The sequence below is a fragment of the Dactylosporangium sp. NPDC000555 genome (assembly GCF_040300025.1).
In the GTDB taxonomy this organism is placed as follows: domain Bacteria; phylum Actinomycetota; class Actinomycetes; order Mycobacteriales; family Micromonosporaceae; genus Dactylosporangium.
Genome location: NZ_JBEPDB010000028.1, coordinates 15,333 through 36,202, shown reverse-complemented (window position 1 = coordinate 36,202; position 20,870 = coordinate 15,333). Strand labels below are relative to the sequence as shown.

General features: G+C 73.2%; 19 protein-coding genes. 5 read left to right on the top strand and 14 right to left on the bottom strand.

The genetic code is table 11. The features are described 5' to 3' along the window. Positions 1-255: 255 nt before the first annotated feature. Positions 256-1,524, top strand: a complete 1,269-nt coding sequence (locus tag ABT297_RS18810; protein ID WP_350550887.1) for a L,D-transpeptidase — start codon at positions 256-258, stop codon at positions 1,522-1,524. Between the two features lie 221 nt (positions 1,525-1,745). After that, positions 1,746-2,573, top strand: a complete 828-nt coding sequence (locus ABT297_RS18805) for a hypothetical protein (protein WP_350550884.1) — start codon at positions 1,746-1,748, stop codon at positions 2,571-2,573. A gap of 28 nt (positions 2,574-2,601) precedes the next feature. Here ABT297_RS18805 and ABT297_RS18800 read toward each other — a convergent pair whose 3' ends face one another. Beyond that, entirely contained in the window at positions 2,602-3,900 is a 1,299-nt protein-coding gene (locus tag ABT297_RS18800; RefSeq protein WP_350550882.1) for a hypothetical protein, read from the bottom strand. 145 nt (positions 3,901-4,045) lie between these two features. Here ABT297_RS18800 and ABT297_RS18795 point away from each other — a divergent pair, with 145 nt between their 5' ends. Beyond that, the gene (locus ABT297_RS18795) at positions 4,046-4,381 is read left to right on the top strand and encodes a PadR family transcriptional regulator (protein ID WP_350550879.1); all 336 of its coding nucleotides are present in this window, start codon (positions 4,046-4,048) and stop codon (positions 4,379-4,381) included. Positions 4,382-4,406: 25 nt separating this feature from the next. Here ABT297_RS18795 and ABT297_RS18790 read toward each other — a convergent pair whose 3' ends face one another. The 7 genes from ABT297_RS18790 to ABT297_RS18760 all read right to left on the bottom strand — a co-directional run bounded on the left by ABT297_RS18790 (position 4,407) and on the right by ABT297_RS18760 (position 12,247). Then, positions 4,407-5,132, bottom strand: coding sequence for a permease prefix domain 1-containing protein (locus ABT297_RS18790; protein ID WP_350550876.1), 726 nt, complete (start codon positions 5,130-5,132; stop codon positions 4,407-4,409). Between the two features lie 53 nt (positions 5,133-5,185). Beyond that, the gene (gene cydC / locus ABT297_RS18785; protein WP_350550874.1) at positions 5,186-6,844 is read right to left on the bottom strand and encodes a thiol reductant ABC exporter subunit CydC; all 1,659 of its coding nucleotides are present in this window, start codon (positions 6,842-6,844) and stop codon (positions 5,186-5,188) included. Continuing rightward, the gene (cydD, locus tag ABT297_RS18780; RefSeq protein WP_350550871.1) at positions 6,841-8,490 is read right to left on the bottom strand and encodes a thiol reductant ABC exporter subunit CydD; all 1,650 of its coding nucleotides are present in this window, start codon (positions 8,488-8,490) and stop codon (positions 6,841-6,843) included. The genes cydC and cydD overlap by 4 nt, the downstream gene beginning before the upstream one ends. 10 nt (positions 8,491-8,500) lie before the next feature. Then, positions 8,501-9,508: a cytochrome d ubiquinol oxidase subunit II gene (locus tag ABT297_RS18775; protein ID WP_350550868.1), complete on the bottom strand. Its 1,008-nt coding sequence runs from the start codon at positions 9,506-9,508 to the stop codon at positions 8,501-8,503. Continuing rightward, positions 9,505-10,797, bottom strand: coding sequence for a cytochrome ubiquinol oxidase subunit I (locus ABT297_RS18770; protein WP_350550865.1), 1,293 nt, complete (start codon positions 10,795-10,797; stop codon positions 9,505-9,507). Before ABT297_RS18770 ends, ABT297_RS18775 begins: the two co-directional genes overlap by 4 nt. Before the next feature lie 107 nt (positions 10,798-10,904). Next, positions 10,905-11,438, bottom strand: a complete 534-nt coding sequence (locus tag ABT297_RS18765; protein WP_350550862.1) for an ACT domain-containing protein — start codon at positions 11,436-11,438, stop codon at positions 10,905-10,907. Between the two features lie 23 nt (positions 11,439-11,461). After that, positions 11,462-12,247: an ACT domain-containing protein gene (locus ABT297_RS18760; RefSeq protein WP_350550859.1), complete on the bottom strand. Its 786-nt coding sequence runs from the start codon at positions 12,245-12,247 to the stop codon at positions 11,462-11,464. 152 nt (positions 12,248-12,399) lie between these two features. Here ABT297_RS18760 and ABT297_RS18755 point away from each other — a divergent pair, with 152 nt between their 5' ends. Together ABT297_RS18755 and ABT297_RS18750 are read left to right on the top strand one after the other, a co-directional pair. Beyond that, on the top strand, positions 12,400-13,446 hold the full coding sequence (locus ABT297_RS18755; protein ID WP_502885593.1) for a phosphotransferase family protein: 1,047 nt from the start codon (positions 12,400-12,402) through the stop codon (positions 13,444-13,446). After that, positions 13,446-14,657 (top strand): acyl-CoA dehydrogenase family protein, encoded by a 1,212-nt coding sequence (locus ABT297_RS18750; RefSeq protein WP_350550854.1) that lies wholly within the window; start codon positions 13,446-13,448, stop codon positions 14,655-14,657. Before ABT297_RS18755 ends, ABT297_RS18750 begins: the two co-directional genes overlap by 1 nt. A gap of 50 nt (positions 14,658-14,707) precedes the next feature. On the opposite strand, the gene ABT297_RS18745 is transcribed toward ABT297_RS18750, so the two are convergent. From ABT297_RS18745 to ABT297_RS18720, 6 genes are all read right to left on the bottom strand, one after another. Next, positions 14,708-15,190, bottom strand: a complete 483-nt coding sequence (locus ABT297_RS18745; RefSeq protein WP_350550851.1) for a hypothetical protein — start codon at positions 15,188-15,190, stop codon at positions 14,708-14,710. Positions 15,191-15,250: 60 nt separating this feature from the next. Next, positions 15,251-16,318: a LacI family DNA-binding transcriptional regulator gene (locus tag ABT297_RS18740; RefSeq protein WP_350551029.1), complete on the bottom strand. Its 1,068-nt coding sequence runs from the start codon at positions 16,316-16,318 to the stop codon at positions 15,251-15,253. 135 nt (positions 16,319-16,453) lie between these two features. After that, positions 16,454-17,506 carry a LacI family DNA-binding transcriptional regulator gene (locus ABT297_RS18735; protein ID WP_350550849.1) on the bottom strand — a complete coding sequence of 351 codons (1,053 nt, stop codon included), beginning with the start codon at positions 17,504-17,506 and terminating at the stop codon, positions 16,454-16,456. Position 17,507: 1 nt separating this feature from the next. Beyond that, positions 17,508-18,911 carry a GH1 family beta-glucosidase gene (locus ABT297_RS18730; protein ID WP_350550847.1) on the bottom strand — a complete coding sequence of 468 codons (1,404 nt, stop codon included), beginning with the start codon at positions 18,909-18,911 and terminating at the stop codon, positions 17,508-17,510. Beyond that, complete coding sequence (locus ABT297_RS18725; RefSeq protein ID WP_502885592.1) at positions 18,908-19,831, bottom strand: carbohydrate ABC transporter permease; 924 nt, start codon at positions 19,829-19,831, stop codon at positions 18,908-18,910. The genes ABT297_RS18730 and ABT297_RS18725 overlap by 4 nt, the downstream gene beginning before the upstream one ends. A 5-nt stretch (positions 19,832-19,836) precedes the next feature. After that, a complete protein-coding gene (locus ABT297_RS18720) occupies positions 19,837-20,814 on the bottom strand; it encodes a carbohydrate ABC transporter permease (protein ID WP_350550843.1) in 978 nt (325 codons plus the stop codon). Between the last annotated feature and the right edge of the window lie 56 nt (positions 20,815-20,870).

The following is a 20,870-nucleotide window of genomic DNA, read 5'->3' as shown; positions in this document are numbered from 1 at the left end:
CGACCAGCCGCGTGCTCGTGAGAAATCCCACGAGCGGCAGGCCGGGGGCCTGTTACCGAACTGTCACGCAACCTCAGGCAGTCCGGAACACGTCGAAACAGCGGATGGCTGCGACCATCAGTTCCTTCCTACGATGTTGCATTGCAAGATCACTCGCCACCACGGGTTCGCGCAAATTTGGACCGGTGGCACAAACACGGGATACACCGGCGTTGCAACCGGTGCATGCTCTAGCCCAACGAAGGAGGTGTGGACATGGGAGTCTCCGCACGCGCACTGGCCACGATCGCCGCTCTCACGGGCGTCGCCGTTCTGGCTGCGGGCTGCAGCAACGACGAGGTCAAGCCGAAATGGACCGGCACTGACGCCAGTGGCGGCGGCCCCTCGGCTTCCGCGTCCGCCGAGCTGCCCAAGGCGGCCTTTGCCGCTCCCACCGACGGCGCGAGCGACGTCTCCACCGCCACCGAGCTGTCCCTGCAGGCCACACCGGGCGCCAACGCCCAGGTGTCGCTCACGGACGCCTCCGGTGCGACGGTGGCGGGCGGGCTCCGCCCCGACGGGACGACCTGGGTCCCCGCCGCGCAGCTCAAATACGGCACGCAATACACGGCGACCGTGTCCTCTGCCGGCGACACTGCCGGTAAGAAGATCACGTTCACCACAATGGCGAAGCCCGGCAAGACGGTCAACGTCTCGACGGGGATCAGCGATAACAAGACGTACGGCGTGGCCATGCCCATCGTCGTGCGGTTCGGCTCCAGCGTCCCGCAGGAGCTGCGGGCCTCGGTGGAGAAGCGGCTGCTGGTCACCGCCGACCCGCCGCAGGTCGGCACCTGGCACTGGTTCAACGGCGGCGAGATCCACTACCGCCCGAAGGAGTACTGGACGACCGGCACGAAGATCAACGTGCGGCTCGCCGTCGGCGGCCTCCAGCTCACCAAGACCGGCTGGGGCACCAAGGACGTCACGAGCACGTTCAGCATCGGCGACAAGATCGTGATGACCACGGACGACAAGACCCACCAGATGACGGTGGAACAGAACGGCCAGGTCGTCAAGACGATCCCGGTCAGCCTCGGCAAGGCCAAGACCCCCTCGTCCAGCGGGCACATGGTGGTCATGGACAAGAACCAGTCCGAGCTGTTCGTGGGGACCGACCCCGACGACCCGTACCGCGAGACCGTCTACTGGACGCAGCGCATGACCAGCGGCGGCGAGTACATCCACTCCGCCCCGTGGTCGGTCGACTCGCAGGGCAAGCGCAACGTGTCGCACGGCTGCACGAACGTGTCCGAGTCGAACGCGAAGTTCCTGTACAACCTGACCAAAATCGGCGACATCGTGATCGTGAAGAACACGCCCCGCAAGCTCGCCTGGGGCAACGGCTGGACCGACTGGGACAAGTCCTGGGACGAGTATGTGAAGGGCAGCGCGCTGCCGCCGCAAACCGCCACCGCGAGCCCGAGCGGCTCGGCGCCGGCGAGCGCCTCGGCATCCGGCTCGGCCTCCGCGCCGGCCGCGTGAGCGACAGCGCAAACGGCAACACAGCGCAAACGGCAACACAGCACTGACACAGGGCAGCAACAGACGTCGGCGGGGCCGCCGTCCACTCCACACGGGGCGGACGGCGGCCCCGCCGCTGTCGCACCCCGAGGCGACAACGCCCAGGAGCCCCCGAAGGAACGAGTTGAAGCTGAACGATCCCCGGATGAACCGGGGCATCGACGGGAGCTAACGTCCCACGCATGGCATTGGTCCGGCGCAACGCCGTTCTCGGCAACACAGGAAACCGGGTCGTGGCCGCGGCCGCGGTCGCACCGCCCAACCTCGTCCGGCCGCCCGTGCCCACCCAGCCCGGACCGGACGGCGACGTCACCCAGCGCATCCCCGCGCCCGGGCCGGTCGCGGGAGTGCCCGCCCCCGATGTGCCCGGGGCCGGGATCGGCGCGGCCGTGGCGGCGGCCGGGGACGACGGCGTGGCGGCACGCGGCGGCGAGGCGGCCGCGGTGGCGTCGCAGCCGGCCGGCATCGGCGCGCTGATCGCGGCGTTCCTGCTCGTCGCGGCGGGCGGGGCGGGCTCCTGGGCGCTGTACCACTTCGGCGTCAACGCCGAAGAGATCCACCTGCCGGACGCGACCGCCCTCTTCGGCGTGCTGTTCGCGTTCGCCGCCGCGCTCGAGCGGGTGCTCGAGCCCTTCGCCAGGTTCATGCCCGGTCAGCACGCCAAGGGCGAACTGGAGCGGGCCGTGGCGAACATGGCGAACAAGTACCACGACGCCACCCTCGACGACCTCATCCAGGTCGCGCACGCCAAGTCGCTGGTCGACAAGGGCCGCGCCAGCCGCGGGCTGATCTCGTGGGGCGTCGCGGTCGCGCTGGCCACCGTCGCCTCCGCGTCCGGCGGGTTGTACCTGCTGCACTCCATCGCCGGCGAGGGCTGGCACGGCATCCCGGTCTGGGTCGACGCGATCATCACCGGCGTGGTGGTCGGCAGCGGGACGAAGCCGCTGCACGACGTCATCAGCAAGGTGCAGAAGAACAAGGAGAAGTCCGAGGACACCACGGCCGCCTGAGCCCACGCCCCGGCGCCCGGGGCCGGGCTCACAGCACCAGCAGGCCGTCGGTCTGGCCGCGCTGGGCGAGCCCGGCCAGCGCCGCGTCGGCCTCCAGGAACGGCAGGTACGGCAGGTCGTGCGGATGCGAGCGCAGCACCTGCGTCGCGTGATGGGCCGGGACGGAGCCGGACGGGTACGCGCGGGCGCACCGCCCGTCGACGAGCGCGTGCCGGGTCCCGAACGCCGCCACCGCCTGCCACTCCGCGAGCGGCGCGGTCGTCGGCAGCGGCACCCCCGGCGGCTCCGGCAGCACGTCGACCGACGTGAACGGCTCGCTGCCGGCCAGCCACCACGACACCGCGCGCACCGCGGAGCGCAGCGGGTGCTCGCACCAGTACGGCACCAGGCCCGCCCGCACCACGTGCCACGGGTCGAACAACCGGCCGCACTCGACGACGAGCCGGTTGCCGGTGCGGGCGCCGGCGCGCAGCCAGTCGCGGTAGAGGTCGGCGACCGAGCCGCTGAGCACGTCGGGGTGGCGGTAGAGGATCTGGCGGACCGGATGGCCGTGCGCGGAGGCGTACCGGCGCAGGTCCTCGACGAACCCGCGGTCCACGCTGCGCTCGCCGTCGCTGTCCTCCGGCAGGTCGCTCTGCATGGGCGCGGTGCGGCGGTCGTAGTAGTCGGACGCGGCCAGGCCGGTGGAGCGGCCGCCGAGCTGGAAGGTGTACCCCTCCGGGCCGGACACGGTCAGCCAGCGGCTCACGTCGCGCATCACGACGATCGGGGCGCCCGGGCGCAGCCGGTCGGCGATGAGGTCCCGATAGGCCTCCGGCAGCCGTCGCCAGCGGACCACCGCGTAGGCGGTCGCGGCCGGGTTCCAGCCGCGCCACACCGGGTCGTAGACCTGCCGGACCGTCACGTCGGGGTTGGCGTCGAGGATGACCCGGGCGTGCCGCTCGCCGGCCGCCGCCACCCCGCTGCCCTCGGCGGCGGCGATGTCGGACGTCGGCAGCTCGAACGCCGCCGGCAGCCACGGCACGCCCAGCGCCGCCGCCAGGTGCAGGGCGGCGCCGTGCGGGGAGCCCACGACCAGGCCGTTGTAGCGGCCCGGCGGCAGCTGCCCGGCCAGCCACCGTGCGACCACGCCCGCGTCGAGCGTGGTGCCGGGGTCGCGGCGGGCGTGCCGGCCGCGGGCGGCGCTCCAGCGGGGCGCGGCAAGGACCGGCCGGGGCACGCCGCGCCGGTACGACAGCGCACGGCCCGAGGCGAGGGCGAGGGCGGTGCCCAGGCCGGTCGGCCACTGCAGGTCGATGTCCCGCGCGGCCTCCGATCGCCGCCTCACGACCGCCGCCCAGTCGTCGAAGTCCGTTCCTGCCGCGCCATCCCGCCCGCTCCCCCGTCCCATGTGTGCGACGGGACTGCCCAACAGCCGGCCAGCTAAACCCTGCCGTGGCGCGGCGGCACGCTAACCCGTAGACTCGCTACACATGAAGGCGGACGCGCTACGCGGGCATCTCGACGCACTCCTGCTCGCGGTGCTCGACGGCGAACCCCGCCACGGGTATGCGATCATCGAGGCCCTGCAGGAGCGCAGCGGCGGTTCGCTGTCGCTGCCGACCGGCACCGTCTATCCGGCGCTGCGGCGGCTCGAGCGGGCCGGTTACGTGGAGAGCGCGTGGTCCACGGTCGGCGGCCGGGAGCGGCGCACGTATCGCCTCACCAACGCCGGGCGGCGGGTGCTGTCCGAGGAGCGCTCGGCCTGGCAGGAGTTCACGGCCACGATCGGCGCGGTGCTCCTGCCGCCTCCCGCACCATCGGTGTGACGCGGTCCCGTTCTGGCGGCTCAGCTCAGGCGATGGCGGCGTGGCGGTTGCGCAGGGCCGTGCGGGTGCACTGGACGCAGCGAACCGCGAGCAGGCCGGCGTAGCCGAACGCGGCCGTGTTGACCGCCATGCCTGCCAGCGCCGGCGGCCACGTCGCCGCGGCTGGCCACTGGTAGACGCTCAGCCCGAACACCGCGGCCCCGACCAGCCCGTGCAGCCCGAGGAACGTGACGGCGCCGAGGCCGACGATCCGCGTGTACCGCACGCCGTCGCGCAGATAGCGGCTGCCCCACGAGAAGCCCGCGACCACCAGGGCGGCGATCCCGGCGGCGAGGAACGACGCGGCCTTGAAGTGGTCGACGAGCACCCAGTACAGGTGGCTGGCGGGTTCGGCCGCGCCCCACGGGCTGTCCCACCACATCAGCGGCGCGAGCAGGTTGACCAGGGGCAGGGCAAGCGCGATCCACGTCGCCGTGCGGCGACCCTGCTGGGCGGCGAGCTCGGCCTGGTATGCGGGGACGACCTGCCCGTGCGTGCCGAACTCGCGCACCGCCCGGCGCCGTGCGGCCAGCGGCTCCAGGCCCTCGTCCTCGAAGGCGGCGGCCGCGTCCTCCAGGCTGTGCCGCGCCTCGGTGATCATCTCGGCGCGTGTGCGGCGCGGCCCGCGCAACGTGGCGGCCAGGACCGTGACATAGTCCCCGATCGGATCAGCACCGATCCGGGTCGCGTCACGCTGCGGCACCCCCTCCACGGGTTCCAGGGTCTCACACCGGCCGTCGGTCGCGTCAACCGCTCGCCGGAGCATCAGCCGGCCACGGGGCCCGCCAGCCGGCCGCCCTCGACAGTCACCACCTCGTCGAAGCGGGCCAGGTCGGCCCGCCGGTGGGTGACGACCACCACCGTGCGCTCCCCCGCCGCCCGCAGCGCTGTGGCCAGCACGGCGTCCGCCGCGGCCGGGTCGAGGCCCTCGGTGGGCTCGTCCAGCAGCAGTACCGGCGGCGCGTCCACGAGCGCCCGGGCCAGCAGCAGCCGCTGCCGCTGCCCGCCCGACAGCCGCCCACCGTCCTCGCCGACGAGCTCGTCGAGGCGGTCGCCGTACTCGGGCAGCCCCGCCGACTCCAGCGCGCGCCGCAGCTCGCGGTCGCCGAACCCGTCCCGGCCGAGCGTGAGGTTGTCCCGCACGGTGGCGTGGAACACGTGCGCGTCGGCGAACACGCCCCCGGCCACCTGCCACCGCTCGGCCCCGGCGGGCACCCCGTCGACACGTCCGCCGGCGACGGGCACCCGCCCGGCGATGGCGTCCAGCAGCGTCGACTTCCCGGCCCCGCTGCTGCCCACGACGGCGACCCGCCGGCCGGCGGGCAGGTCGAGGTCGACGCCCTCGAGCGCGGCCCGCACGCCGTGCGGATAGCGGACCGTGACCCCGCGCAGCCGCACGTCGACGGGCTCCCGCAACGCCCGCCGCCGCGGTCCTTCGGCCATGTCGTCGCGGTCGCCGGTGCGGTCGCCGACAAGCGCCCGGACGCGCTGCACGGCGCCGCCGACCTCGCTCTGGCGGGCGGCGGCCGCGGCGAGCGGGGTCACCACCTCGCCGACAGTGAGCGCCACGAGCGCGAGCACCGGGGCGGCGGGGCCGTGCACGAGCGCGGCGATGCCCACGGCGGTGGCCGCTGGTACCACCGCCGCGAACCCGGTCACGAGCCCGGTCACGGCCGCGGCGCGCGCCTCCAGGCGGGCCAGCCGCCGGCCGCGCGCCGACGCCTCGGCGAGCGCGGCCGGCATGGCGCCGAACGCGGTCAGCTCCGCGGCCCCGTGGACGAGGTCCACAGTAGACTCCGCGACCTCGCCGCGGGTGCGGGCGATCGCCGCCGCCGACGCGGGCCCGGTCCGGGCGAGGGCGTTGCCGAGCAGGGGCAGCGCGACGCCCGCGACGAACAGCCCGGCGGCGAGCAGCGCACCCGCGCGGATGTCGGCGGCGCCGACCCCGGCCACGGCGGCCACCCCGACGACGCCGGCCACCGCGGCCGGCAGCACCGCCCGCAGGAGCAGGTCCTGCACGGCGTCCACATCGGACACCACGCGGCTGAGCGCGTCGGCGTGGGAGGCACCCGGCGAGGAGGACTGCCAGGCCGGGTCCCGGCGCGCGGCCAGGGCGGCGAACGCCCGGGCGCGCAGGTCGGCGAGCACGCGCAGGACCACGTCGTGGGAGGCGAGCCGTTCGGCGTAGCGGATGCCGCCCTTGAGCAGCGCGAAGGCCCGCACGGCGGCGATGGCCACGGCGAGCGCCGCGAGGGGCGGCTGCTCGGCCGCGCGCACGATCATCCAGGTCGCGGTGCCGACGAGCCCGACGCCGGCCGCCTCGGTGAGCACCGCGAGCAGCCCGGCGAACACGAGCCGCATCAGCGCCCCGGGCCTGAGCAGGGCCCCGCGCGTCAGCGAACCGGCCACGACTCCCGACGTCATTGGGCCGCCACCGCCGGGCGCAGCTCGGCGAGGCCGCCGTCGACCGTCACCGTGCGGGTCGCGATGGACAGCAGGGCCGGGCGGTGCGCCACGAGTAGAGCGGTGCGGCCGGCCGCCAGCCGGGCCGCCGAGGCCACCACCGCGGCCTCGCTGGCCGGGTCGAGGCGCGCGGTCGGCTCGTCGAACAGCAGCACCGAGGCATCGGCGCGCAGCCAGGCGCGGGCCATCGCCAGGCGCTGCCGCTGGCCGCTGGACAGGCCGTGCGCGCCGAGGTCGGTGTCGTACCCGCGCGGGAGCGCCCGCACGAACCCGTCCGCCTCGGCGGCCACCGCGGCGTCGACCACCGCGTCCAGTGGGGCGTCCGGGGCCCCGAGGCGGATGTTGTCCGCGACCGTGCCGGCGAACAGGTGCGGCCGCTGCGGCATCCAGGCCAGCCGGGCGCGCCAGGCGGCCAGGTCGAGGCCGGCGAGATCGGCCCCGCCGACCAGGACGCGGCCCGCGGTCGGGGCGGTGAAGCCGAGGATCAGCGACAGCAGCGTGGACTTGCCGCCGCCGCTGGGGCCGACCAGCGCGATCCGGTCGCCGGACTCGATCCGCAGGGTCGCGTCGCGCAGCGCGACGACGTCGCCGTAGCGGACCTCGACCCGGTCCAGGGCGATGGCGGCGCCGGACGGGGGCAGGCGGGGCTCGGTCGTGGCGGAGGGGCGATCCAGCAGTACCGCATGGATCTCCGCCGACGCGGCGAGCCCCTCCTGGCTGGCGTGGAACTTCGTGCCCAGCGCCCGCAGCGGCAGGTAGGCCTCGGGCGCCAGCAGCAGCACCACGAGCGCGGCGCTCAGCGTCAGCCCGCCGTGCAGCAGCCGCAGGCCGACCGGCACGGCCACGAGCGCGACCGAGACGGTGGCGACGAGCTCCAGCACCAGCGCCGACAGGAACGCCAGGCGCAGGGTGCGCATGGTCGCGGCGCGGTACGCCTCCGCGGTCTCGCGCACCCGCCGCACGTAGGCCGGCTCGCGGCCGAACGCGCGCAGCGTCGGCAGGCCGCGCACGGTGTCGAGGAAGTGCCCGCCGAGCCGGCTGAGCAGGTGCCACTGCCGAGCGGTGCGCGCGCCGGTCACCTTGCCGACGAGGACGCCGAAGACCGGGATGAGCGGCAGCGTCAGCGCGACGACGACCGCCGAGGTCAGGTCGGTGAACGCCAGCCAGGCCAGCGTGGCGAGCGGGACGAAGGCGGCGAGGAACACCTGCGGCAGGTAGCCGGTGAGGTACCCGTCGAGGCCGTCGACCCCGCGCCCGGCGAGGGTGGCCAGCTCGCCGGCGCGCCGGCCGGTGAGCCAGGCCGGCCCGCGCCGGGCGGCGGCGTCGAGCAGCTCCTCCCGCAGGTGCGCCTTGACCCCCGCGGCGGCCCGGCCGGCGATCGAGCCGAGCGCGCCGGCGTGCAGGCCGCGCAGCACCACCGCGGCCAGGCAGACGGCCAGCCACCCGGCCGTCTGCGGGCGGTCGAGCCGGCCGGCGACGGCCGCGGCGAGCAGCGTGGCGAGGCTCACCGCCTGCGCGACGACGAGCACCGCGGCCAGCAGCGCCGACCCGGCCAGCACCACCGCGTAGCGGCGCACCGGGCCGAGCCGCAGCAGTCGTCTGTCCACGTGTCGCGACCTACCAGTACAGAGACGTCCGGCGACTGCCCGTGGCTCGGAAGAGCCACCAGCAGGCGGCCTGGACGGCGACGAGCACCGCGATCAGCGGCGCCGCGCCGATGGCGAGCAGCCGCAGCGTTTCGCCGCCGGCGGCCGCGTCGTCGACGGTCACCGTCGCGCCCGGGTCCATCGTGGACGCTAGCACGGCCGGGAACAGGGCCGACGCCGCCGCGAGCACGGGTAGGGCGCACGCCACAGCGCTCGCCGCGAACACCCGCCCGCCACCTCTCGTCGCCGTGAGTCTCTTCGCCGCGAGCCCGGCGGCGACGACGGCAAGGGCGATCACGAGGGCCAGAACGGTCCCGGTGACCGGGTGTCGGATGCCCGCGGGCGCCTTGAGGTACCAGCCGCCGAGGACGAGCACGGCGACGCCGCCCGCGGCCGGACCGAGCCGAACGACAAGCCGGCGCATCCGCTCCCGCGCCGGCCCCGCGTCGAGGCGCCAGACCAGGAAGGCCGCACCGTGGACGAGGACCAGCAGGACGTTGGCGAGCCCGGTGAACCAGACCTGCGGGTCCTTCAGCGGCGCGAAGCCGTGCAGGTGGCCGCCGGCGTCGAGCGGGACGCCGTGCAGCAGGACGCCGAGCAGCAGGCCCCAGCCCAGCGCCAGGGCCAGGCCGCTCGCGGCGATGAGCGCGTCGAAGCCGGCCCGGCGCCGGCCGCGGCTGCGCAACTGGACGCCGGCGTTGAGGGCGAGCAGGCCGAGCACGATCGCGATCACCGCCGGGTACGTGGCGCCGTAGAGCTCGCCGTCCAGGCGCGGGAACGCGGCGACGAGCACGCCCGCCGCGCCGACCGCCCAGACCTCGTTGCCCAGGAACATCGGGCCGATCGCGTTGAGGGCGGCGCGCCGCTCGCCGTCGCCGCGCAGCGCGGGCAGCAGCATGGCGACGCCCTGGTCGAGCCCGCCGAGAACGAAGTAGGCCACCAGGCAGAAGCCCAGGATGCCGTACCACAGATTGCTCACGCCATCGCCTCCTGCTGCAGCTCCCGGTTCTCGCCGGTCTCCTCATCGGTGCCGAACTCGCCGCCGGGCGTGCGCGCGGCGGCCCGGGCCAGCAGCCACCAGTCGACGATGGCCAGGGCTGCGACAGCCAGGGTGAAGCCGAACGTCGACCATCGCAGTGCCCCGGCGCTCATCGGCGACACCGCGTCCGCGGTGCGCAGCAGGCCGTACACGGCCCACGGCTGGCGGCCCTCCTCGCGCACGATCCAGCCGAGGATCGCGGTGGCGAACGGCACCGGGATGAGGACGGTGAGCATCCACAGCGCCGGCCGGGCCCAGCGACGGCGGATCAGCGTGTCGCGGAACGTGAGCACCTGCGCGACGAACAGCAGCAGGAACAGCAGGTTGGCGATCCCGGTCATCGCCTCCAGTGAGGGGATGACCCACTCGCTGGGCAGGTAGTCGCCGGGGCCGAACCGCTCGACCATCGCGGCCTGCTCGGCGGCCGCCTTGGCGCCGCCGGCGAGCTTGGTCGGCTGGTTGTCGCCGAGCGGGCCGAACTGCGCGTAGCCGAAGCTGATGGTGAAGAACGTGCCGATCAGCCCGACCCGGATGCCGAGGCGCAGCGAGCGGCGGAACAACTCGTGATCGTCCGGCCCGAGCTCGCGCCGCCTGCGGGCTCGATGCGCGCGGCGCAGCCGCCAGGCGCTGACGCCGGCCAGCAGGATGCCGCCGGTCGTCATCGCCGCGAACACGGTGTGCAGCAGGGCGAACCACAGGGCGCTGTTGGACAGCAGCGCGCCGAAGTCGGTGAGCCGGGCGATGCCGTCGGCGTCGAGCGCGTACCCGACCGGATGCTGCAGGAACGCGTTGCTGACCATGACCCAGAACGCGGACAGCATCGCGGTCGCGGCGACGCCCCAGATGAGGGCGAGGTGCAGCCACTTGCCGAGCCGGCCCCAGCCGAAGATCCACATCCCGAGCAGGGTGGACTCGAGCACGAACGCGATGAGCGTCTCCAGCGCCAGTGGCGCGCCGAACACGTCGCCGGTGAGCCGGGACAGGCCGGCCCAGTTGAGCCCGATCTCGAACTCCATGACGAGGCCGGTGGCGATGCCGACCGCGTAGTTGATCGCGTACAGCAGGCCCCAGAAGCGGGCCATCTTGCCGTACACCGGGTTGCCCGACACGACGTACCGCGTCTGCATGGCGGCGACGAGCACGACCAGGCCGAGCGTGACCATGACGAACAGGAAGTGCAACGATGCGGTGAGCCCGAACTGCAGCCGGGCGTACTCAAGGGCATTCACGCGTCGCCCTCCGACATGTACCCAACCAACATGTCGCCACCCTACACGTAGACGCATACAGCGAGAAGCGCCCCCTCGTCGATCGAGGGGGCGCTCTCAGCGTGCTCTCAGGCCGCCGTGCGCCTCTCGGCCACGCGGGCGAGCTCGACCAGGGCCTGGGCCCGGGCGTATTCGGCCGGGGTGAACGCCGGCGCCGGCCGCCGGACGTACAGGGTGCCGCCCGCCGGGTCCCGCAGTTGCATGCCGGTGGTGGTGAAGCCGACCGCGCCGGTCGAGGCGCCGGCCCGCCAGGAGATGTCGCAGTCGCCGAGCAGCGCCGCGATCGCCTCCTCCAGGGTGGCCGAGCCGTCGAGGACCTTCGCGGCCAGCGCGAGGACCCGGGTGGGCTCGTCGATGAGGCCGCGCACGTCGGCCCGGGCCACCCACGGGTCGCGACCGCGACCGCGCTGCACGGCGTCGACCAGGTCGGCCCGGGTGAGGGCGTCGGGCGCCTCGACGAGGAAGTCGTCGACCGCGCCGGACTCGGTGTTGTGCACCTGCACGGAGAGGATGTTGACCTTCCGCAGGGCGAGGCTCGCCGTGAGGACCGACAAGAAGCCCGGGCGGTCGTCGACCGTGGCCCGGATGCGCCAGAGCGTCATGGCCGCTTCCTCCCGCCGGCGGTTCAGGGCGCCCATGACGATGTTGTGCCGGCGGGAGCGGGGGTCCCGGCAACGCGACTCCCCGCCTTACCCGGTTCCGCCAAACCGGGCCCCGCCAGCCGATCCCCCAGCACAGACGCGGTTGCACCGACCAACTGCGCCAGCCGTTCCACCTCGGATCCGTGGAACGGTGGTGCTCCAGCGTCGCCTTCCGCCCCGCCGCGGCCGACAACAAGGACCAGCCCCCCACGCTGGAAAGGCGCGACGGCGAGATGAACGCCGTCAGCTGCGCTCGCCGCGCGGGGCCGGAGTGGTGCGATGTCCACCTGAGGGGGGACAACCGGAGCGCGCCAACTGGCGCATACCACCGAGGATTCGGACCAAGCCGGGCGCACGGACTGGGTGCGCGCGCCGCCGCCCGCCCAGTCCGAACCGACGAGGATCGCGACCGCCCAGTCCGCGCCGAACAGTGCCGGTGCCGCGTCCACGACCGTCGCCAGTCCGTGGTCCGGGTTTGCCGCCACCTGTCCGATCAGCGCGACCTCGCGGCCACTGCTCGGCTCCGAAAGCTCGGTGCCGCGCCACACACCGTCCACGCGCACGCCTGGGACCGCCGCGAGGCCGGTGAGTACGCGGTCGACCTGGGCCGAAGCCGGCCACACCACGGTGAAGTCGTCCACCGCACGACCGCCGACCCGTTCCAATACGACCACTGAAACGATGTCCGCGCCGACCACACCCAGCGTCCGGGCGACCTGCCCGAGTGAGCCGGGACGGTCGGGCAGCACAACCCGTAGCCTGAGCAGCATGGAGTCGACCTCCCGTTCGTCCTTGGCCGGGGATGTACGCCGCCGTTGGTGTACGCCTTGTTCTCCGGTACTGCGAACAGACTGCCGACCGCGGATTTCCACCCCGTTTCGCAGCGGTGTCGATGCCGGAACGTTTGAGCTTGACAGAGAATGTGTCTCAGCCCTGGACTGATCCGATGACCACGCCGCCCGGTCTCGACCTCTCCCGCCTGCGAAGCTACCTCGGCGACAAGGCACCCGGCCTGGTCGGTGAGCCGCTGACGGCCGAGCTCGTGGCGGGCGGGCGGTCCAACCTGACGTACGTCCTCAACGAGGTCTTCGTGCTGCGCCGCCCGCCGCTGGGCCACGTGCTGGCCACCGCGCACGACATGGCGCGCGAGTTCCGGGTGATCTCGGCGCTGGGCGCCACCGCGGTACCGGTGCCGGAGGCCCTGCTGCTGTGCGAGGACGCCGGCGTGATCGGCGCGCCGTTCTACGTCATGGCCCGTGTCCCCGGTGTGGTGCTGCGCCACCGCGACCAGACCGACCCGCTCGGCGACGACGGCCGGCGGCGGGTCGCCTTCGCCATGATGGACACACTGGCCGAGCTGCACCTGGTCGACCCGGCCGCGGTCGGGCTGGCGGAGTTCGGCCGGCCGGAGGGATTCCTGCGGCGACAGGTGCGCCGCTGGAGCAGGCAGCTGGCGAGCTCCCGCAGCCGCGACCTGCCGGCCGCCGACGCGCTGCGCGACCGGCTCGCCGCCACCGTCCCGGCCACCGGGCGCACGGGCATCGTGCACGGCGACTACCGGCTCGACAACCTCATCGTCGACCCGGACACGCTGCGCGTCGCCGCCGTGCTGGACTGGGAGATGGCCACGATCGGCGATCCGCTGACCGACCTGGGGCTGCTGCTGGCGTACTGGAACGTGCTGGACCGCGTCAGGACCGGCCCCAACCCGATCGCGGACGGGCTGGGTCCGGCCGCCGGCTTCCCCTCCGGCGACGAGTTGCTGGGCCGCTACGCCCGCTCGGCGCCGCTGAGCGACGACCTGCACTGGTACGTCGGCATGGCCTGCTACAAGCTGGCCGTCGTGCTCGAGGGCATCCACTACCGCTACACGCGGGGCCAGACCGTGGGCGCGGGCTTCGACGAGATCGGGCAGCTCGTCCCGCCCCTGCTCGAAGAGGGCATCGCAGCGATCAACGGAGAGAGCTGATGGACTTCGGTTTCGACGAGCGCACCGCCGAGCTGCACGAGCGGCTCACCGACTTCATGGACGAGGAGGTGTACCCCGCGGAGCACGTCCTCGAGGAGCACACCGCCGCCCTGGACGACCCGTGGGCCCGGCCCCCGATCATCGAGCACCTCAAGCGCTCCGCCCGCGAACGCGGGCTGTGGAACCTGTTCCTGCCAGACGCCACGCTCGGGGCCGGGCTCACCAACCTGCAGTACGCCCCCCTCGCCGAGATCACCGGCCGCAGCCCGCACCTGGCCCCCGAGGCGCTCAACTGCGCCGCGCCGGACACCGGCAACATGGAGGTGCTGGCCCAGTTCGGCTCGCCGCAGCAGCGCGACCGCTGGCTCAAGCCGCTGCTGGAGGGCCAGATCCGCTCCGCGTTCTGCATGACCGAACCGGACGTGGCGTCCTCGGACGCGACGAACATCGCCACCCGCATCGAGCGCGACGGCGACGGCTACGTCATCAACGGCCGCAAGTGGTGGTCGTCGGGCGCGATGAACCCCAACTGCGCCCTGTTCGTCGTGATGGGCAAGACCGACCCGGCGGCGGAGCGGCACAAGCAGCAGAGCATGGTGTGCGTACCGCGCGACACCCCCGGCATCACCGTCAAGCGCGGCATGCACGTCTTCGGCTACACCGACGCCACTCACGGCGGCCACGCCGAGGTGATCTTCTCCGACGTCCGCGTCCCCGCCGACGCCCTCATCGCCGGCGAGGGCCTGGGCTTCGCGATCGCCCAGGCCCGGCTCGGCCCCGGCCGCATCCACCACTGCATGCGCCTGATCGGCATGGCCGAGCGAGCCCTGGAGCTGCTGTGCGGCCGGGTCAGCCAGCGCGTGGCGTTCGGCCGGCCGCTGGCCGAGCAGGGCGTGATCCAGGAGTGGATCGCCGAGTCGCGGGTCCGCATCGAACAGGCGCGCCTGCTGGTCCTCAAGACCGCGTGGCTCATGGACACCGTCGGCAACAAGGGCGCCCACACCGAGATCCAGGCCATCAAGATCGCCGTGCCGTCCATGGCCGAGTGGGTCATCGACAAGGCCATCCAGGCCCACGGCGCCGCGGGCGTCAGCCAGGACACCCCGCTGGCGCAGCTGTGGTCCGTTGCCCGGACCCTGCGCCTGGCCGACGGCCCGGACGAGGTCCACCGCGCGTCCCTTGCCCGCCGCGAGCTGCGCAAGTACGGCTGACCGCCGGCGCCGGCCGGTTCCGCTGGACGCACGGCGGCGTCTCGGACAGGTCAGAACTCGTCCGCGATCTGTCCGTGACGGGCCTCAGCTCGCCAGGGGACGGGCTCGTCGGGGGCCGGGAGTCCGGCCGTGGCCGGGAACGTGTCGGGCTCGCCGGGCTCGGCAGCGAAACGGTCCGCCGCGGCCCTGATCACCCTCGGCGCCGATGCGGCCACCGCCCAGCCCACCGCCACGCCGCCCAGGACCGCCACCGCGATCCAGCCCCACGGCTTGCGCGGCTTGCGGCCGGAGAGCGCGTCGAGGGCCAGGCCGGCCCGCTTCCGCGCCTCGGCGCTCGCCGAGCCTACGCGGTCCGACGCCGTGTGGTACGCCGCGCCGTAGCGCTCCGACGCCTCGCCGGCGAGGTCAGACGCGCGGTCCCTGACCGTGCCGCTGAAGGCCCGGGCGCCCTGCAGCACCGACGCCGCATGGTCCCAGGCCTCTTCCGCCACGCTCTGTGCGCGGCTCCTCCGCTGCTTCCACTGTGCGCTCATGAAGCTGCCACCTCCTCCGATCTCCGGATGCCCGCCCGGCGAGATCGGCAAACGGACGGATCAGGCGGAGGCGCGGCGGACCAGGTGCGTCTCCACCATCACCGACGAGGACGCCGCGCCGCCGATACGGGCGATCAGCAGCCGCGCCATCTCCCGGCCCATCGCCTCGACCGGCTGGTGCACGGTGGTCAGCGGCGGGTCGGTCTGCCGGGCGATCGCCACGTCGTCGAAGCCGACCAGCGCCACGTCGTCGGGGACCCGCTTGCCGAGGGCGCGCAGGGCGCGCAGGGCGCCAACGGCCATGAGGTCGGAGGCGGCGAAAATGGCGTCGACGGAGGGGTCCGCGGCGAGCAGGTCGTGCACCGCGCGCTCGCCGCTGGCCTCGGAGAAGTCGCCGTACGCGATGAGCCGCTCGTCGACGCCGAGCCCGGCCCGTTCGAGGGCCTCGCGGTAGCCGGTCAGCCGGGACACGCCCGCGGCCATGTCCTGCGGGCCGGCGATCGTGGCGATGCGCCGGCGCCGGCGGTCCAGCAGGTGGCCGACGGCGATGCGGGCGCCGCCCTCGTTGTCGGCGTCCACATAGGACAGCTGAGACAGCTGGGCGGTGAAGTCGAGCCGCTCGTCGTCGGCGAGCATCCGGGCGGGGCGGCCGCCGAGCACGACCGGCAGACCGCGGCGCTCCAGCAGCACCGGCAGCGGGTCGGCGTCGTGCAGGGACAGCAGCATGACGCCGTCGACGTGCTGGTTGGTCAGGTGGTGCTCGACGCGCTCGCGCTCGGCCGGGGACTGCGCCATCGCCAGCCACAGCTGCAGCTGGGTGTCGGCCAGGGCCGAGCTGATGCCGCGGACGATGCCGGCGAAGAACGGCTCGCCGAAGACGCGCTCCTCGGACTCGGACACCACGAGGGCGACCGAGTCGGTTCGCTGGGTGACGAGCGCCCGGGCCGCGCGGTTGGGCACGTAGCCCAGCTCGTCGATCGCCTTGCGCACCGCCGCGCGGGCCTCGGGACTCACCTGGGGCGAGCCGTTGACCACCCGCGACACGGTGCCGCGGCCGACGCCGGCGCGCAGCGCGACCTCGTCGAGGGTGGGCCGGCCGGCGGAGCGCGGGCGGCCCGGGGACGGGATGTTCACGGCCCCATTGTGCGCACATTCCGTCATCGGGCCACCCGCCGCCCCGCGATCTCTCTCAGAGAAACCGTCAGAATCGTCTCAGCATCGACGCCTCCGGGCGCGATCGGCAGCACCGGATCAGGGTCCGGTTCAGGCCGATTCGCGCACCACGAGGCGCGTGCCGAGCACGGTCGAGCGGGCCGGCCCGCCGGCGATGCGGGCCAGCAGAAGCCTCGCCATCTCGCGACCCATGCCCTCCACCGGCTGGCGCACGGTGGTGAGCGGCGGCAGGGTCTGCCGGGCCACGACGGAGTCCTCGAACCCGACCACGGCGACGTCGGCGGGGATGCGCCGGCCCTGCTCGCGCAGGGCTCGGATGGCCCCGGCGGCCATCAGGTCGGAGGCGGCGAAGACGGCGTCGAGCTCCGGGTTGAGACGCAGCAGGCGGTACATCGCTTCGGCGCCGCTCGCCTCGCTGAAGTCGCCGTATGCGACGAGCCGGTCGTCGTACGGCCGGGACGCCGAGCGAAGCGCCGCACGGTACCCGCGCAGCCGCGCCTTGCCGACCCCCATGTCCTGCGGGCCGGCGATCGCCGCGACACGACGGCGACCCAGGTCGAGCAGGTGCTCGACGGCCGCGCGGGCGCCGCCCTCGTTGTCGTTGTCGACGAAGGCGACGCGGTGCCCGTCCGGGCGGTCCGGTCGTCCGGTTCCGGGGCCGGCGCCCGCTTCGATCATGTGCGCGGTGCGCCCGCCCAGGACGGTCGGCATCCCGCGCCCGGCCAGCAGGCCGGGCAGCGGGTCGTCGTCGTGTAGGGACAGCAGCAGCACGCCGTCGACGTGCTGGTCCGGCAGGTGACGCTGCACGAGCTGCCGTTCCCCGGTGGACTGGGCCATCGCCAGCCACAGCTGCATCCGGGTGTCGGCCAGGTGCGAGCTGACGCCGCGGACGATGCCGGCGAAGAACGGCTCGCCGAAGACCCGCTCCTCGGACTCGGAGACGACCAGCGCCACCGCGTCGGTCCGGCGGGTGACCAGGGCGCGGGCGGCGCGGTTGGGCACGTAGCCCAGCTCCTCGATCGCCTTGTGCACCGCGGCCCGCGCCTGCGGGCTCACCTGCGGCGAGCCGTTGACGACCCGCGAGACGGTGCCACGCCCGACACCGGCCAGGGCAGCGACCTCGTCAAGTGTCGGGCGGTGCACGCTACCCGGCCAGGCCGTTGCGCCTGACGACCTCGCCGTACCGGTGCCCGCTGGCCTTGATGGTCCGCTGCTGGGTGGCGTAGTCCACGCCGATCATGCCGAAGCGCTTCGAATAGCCCCACGCCCACTCGAAGTTGTCCAGCAGCGACCACGCGAAGTAGCCCCGCAGCGGGGCGCCCTGCGCGATCGCGGCGAGGCAGGCCCGGTAGTGCGCGTCAAAGTAGGCGACCCGCTCCGCGTCGTCGATCGCCCCGTCGGCACCGGGGGTGTCGACGTAGGCGGCCCCGTTCTCGGTGACGTAGAGCGGGACGCCCGGGTAGTCCCGCGCGACGCGCACTAGGGTCTCGGTGAGCCCGGGCGCGTCGACCTCCCAGTCCATGTCGGTGACCGGGACGCCGGGCCGCTTGACGAAGCGCACGTCCTCGCTGCCCGGCCACGACGTCGGCGCCCGCCAGTAGGGCTCGGCCGGCGCGTCCGGCTCGGGCGCCGCGACCACGTGCCGGCTGTAGTAGTTGATGCCCAGCAGGTCCAGCGGCGTGGCGATGATGTCCAGGTCGCCGTCGCGGACGAAGCCGAAGTCGCTGATCCCCGCCAGGTCCCGCCGCACGTCCTCGGGGTAGGCGCCGCGCAGTACCGGATCCAGGAAGATGCGGTTGGCCAGGCCGTCGATGCGCCGCGCGGCCTCCAGGTCGCCGGCGTTGCCGGGGTCGGCGGGCGAGACCGCGTACAGGTTCAGCGTGATGCCGAGCTGCGCGCCGGGGTCGTTCGCGCGGATGGCGCGGACCGCCTCGCCGTGGCCGAGCAGCAGGTGGTGCATCGCGGCGAGCGCGTCCGGGGCGTGCTGGCGGCCGGGGGCGTGCACGCCCGAGGCGTATCCCAGGAAGGCCGAGCACCACGGCTCGTTGAGGGTGGTCCAGTGCCGGACCCGGTCGCCGAGCGCGCCGTGCACGAGCGCGGCGTACTCGGCGAACCGGGCGGCGGTGTCGCGGGCCGGCCAGCCGCCGGCGTCCTCGAGCTCCTGCGGGAGATCCCAGTGGTACAGCGTGACCCACGGGGTGATGCCCCGCTCCAGCAGCTCGTCCACGAGCCGCCGGTAGAAGTCGAGCCCCTCGCTGTTCATCGGCCCGCGCCCGCCCGGCTGCACGCGCGGCCACGCGATGGAGAAGCGATAGGAGCCGAGCCCCAGATCGCTCATCAGCGCGACGTCGTCGCGGTAGCGGTGATAGTGGTCGCACGCCTCGTCGCCGGTGTCGCCGCCCACCGTCCTGCCGGGGGTGTGGCTGAACGTGTCCCAGATGGACGGGGTGCGGCCGCCTTCGGTGGCCGCCCCCTCGATCTGGTACGACGCGGTGGCCGCCCCCCAGAGGAAGCCGGGTGGGAACGTCAGCGGGTCGATGATGGTCACGCCTTGACCGAACCTTCCATGATGCCGCCGATGATCTGGCGGCCGAACGCGATGAACACGATGAGCAGTGGCACGATCGCCAGAGCTGTCCCGGTGAAGACTTGCACGTAGTCGGTCTTGTAGTAACCGGTCGCCAGGATGTTCAGCGAAACCTGTACCGTCGGCGTGTCACCGTTGAGCACAACATAGGGCCAGAGGAAGTCGTTCCAGGTCTGCATGAAGGTGAGCAGGCCGAGAACGGCCGCCGCCGGGCGCAGCGCGGGGAGCACGACGCTCCAGTACGTGCGCCAGGTCGACGCCCCGTCGATGCGGGCCGCCTCGATCAGCTCGTCGCTGATCGCGGACTCGGCGTACTGCCGGATCATGAACACGCCGAACCCCTGCACGAGGAACGGCACGATGACCGCCTGCAGCGTGTTGGTCCAGTCGAGCTTCACCATCAGCAGGTACAGCGGAATGATGTTGATCTGCGTCGGGATCATCATCGTCATGATGATGATCAGCAGCAGCGCGTTCTTGCCGCGGAACTTCAGCTTGGCGAAGGCGAAGCCGGCCAGGGTCGAGAAGAACACCACCGACACCGTCACGGAGCTGGCCACGACGGCCGAGTTGACCAGGCCGTAGAGGAAGTTCGCGTCGGTGTTCTCCAGCACCCGGGCGGCGTTGGAGAAGAAGTTCGCCCCCGGCGTGAGCGGCGGCGGGATGGCCGTCACCGCACTGTTGTCCCGCGAGGCCACGATGAACGACCACAGGATCGGGAACACGGACAGCACGATCGCGATGATCAGCGCCAGATAGGTCAGCGGGCTGGCCTGCCACAGCGCCGCCGACGCGCTGCGCACGCGGCGGGACCGCCGCTTCGGGGTCTTCGGGTTCTCCGGTGCGCTTGGCGCCGGTTGGGGCGTGGCGGTCCGGGTCATCGTGCTCATGTCATGTTTCCTCGAACCGAGCGGCGCACCAGCAGGAAGTTGACCAGCGCGAAGATGAGGATGATCAGGAACAGCAGCCAGGAAATCGCCGCGCCCTTGCCCACGTTGTAGTTGTTCGTGAACGTGGTCTCGTAGATGTACATCGCGACGGTCTGGAACTCGTTCAGCGAGCCACCCTGAATCCGGCCGTAGTTGAACAGCAGCGGCTCGGTGAACAGCTGCATGCCGCCGATGGTCGAGATGATCACCGTGAACAGGATCGTCGGCTGGATCAGCGGTACCGTGATCCGCCAGAACCGGCGGAAGGCCGAGGCCCCGTCCAGTGCGGCCGACTCGTACAGCTCCTTCGGGATCGCCTGCATCGCGGCGAGGTAGATGAGGGCGTTGTAGCCGGTCCAGCGCCAGTCGACCATGAACGCGATGGCGGTCCACGACGACCAGCGATGGTTGCGCCACTCGATCGGGTCGAAGCCCACCGACTGGATCAGCCAGTTCGCCAGGCCGTAGCGGTCGGCGAAGATCAGGCCGAAGACGATGCCGACGGCGGCGACCGACGTGATGTTGGGAACGAGCACGCCCATGCGGATCGCGGTGCGGGCCCGCATGTTCTTGTTGAGCCAGCTGGCGACCATGAGCGCCAGGATGAGCTGCGGCACCGTCGCGACGATGAACATGCCGAACGTGTTGTAGATGACGGTCCAGAAGTGGGCGTCGACCAGGACCTTGCGGTAGTTCTCGAAGCCGACGAAACCCGCGTCGCCGCCGATCAGGGTGTTCTTGCGCAGCGACAGCACGGCCGTGTAGACGAGCGGGTACGCCCCGAACACCGCGAACAGCAGGAAGAACGGCGCGACGAACAGATAGGGCGAGAGCCTGAGGTCCAGCCCGCCGAGACGCACGGAGCGCCGCCCCGGCGGCGTCACCGGGTCCTTTCGCCCGTGACGAGGCCGGGCGACCTCGACGTTGGTGGTCATGGTGGAGGTCCTTCTTCCTTAGCGTGCGGGTTGCCGGTCGCTGGGGCGGAGGCGGC

Excerpts from the sequence above, each read along its gene's own strand:
- ABT297_RS18810 (WP_350550887.1), top strand. The coding sequence starts at position 256 with ATGGGAGTCTCCGCACGCGCACTGGCCACGATCGCCGCTCTCACGGGC.
- ABT297_RS18805 (WP_350550884.1), top strand. The coding sequence starts at position 1,746 with ATGGCATTGGTCCGGCGCAACGCCGTTCTCGGCAACACAGGAAACCGG.
- ABT297_RS18795 (WP_350550879.1), top strand. The coding sequence starts at position 4,046 with ATGAAGGCGGACGCGCTACGCGGGCATCTCGACGCACTCCTGCTCGCG.
- cydC (WP_350550874.1), bottom strand. The coding sequence starts at position 6,844 with ATGACGTCGGGAGTCGTGGCCGGTTCGCTGACGCGCGGGGCCCTGCTC.
- ABT297_RS18765 (WP_350550862.1), bottom strand. The coding sequence starts at position 11,438 with ATGACGCTCTGGCGCATCCGGGCCACGGTCGACGACCGCCCGGGCTTC.
- ABT297_RS18760 (WP_350550859.1), bottom strand. The coding sequence starts at position 12,247 with ATGCTGCTCAGGCTACGGGTTGTGCTGCCCGACCGTCCCGGCTCACTC.
- ABT297_RS18750 (WP_350550854.1), top strand. The coding sequence starts at position 13,446 with ATGGACTTCGGTTTCGACGAGCGCACCGCCGAGCTGCACGAGCGGCTC.
- ABT297_RS18745 (WP_350550851.1), bottom strand. The coding sequence starts at position 15,190 with ATGAGCGCACAGTGGAAGCAGCGGAGGAGCCGCGCACAGAGCGTGGCG.
- ABT297_RS18725 (WP_502885592.1), bottom strand. The coding sequence starts at position 19,831 with ATGACCCGGACCGCCACGCCCCAACCGGCGCCAAGCGCACCGGAGAAC.
- ABT297_RS18720 (WP_350550843.1), bottom strand. The coding sequence starts at position 20,814 with ATGACCACCAACGTCGAGGTCGCCCGGCCTCGTCACGGGCGAAAGGAC.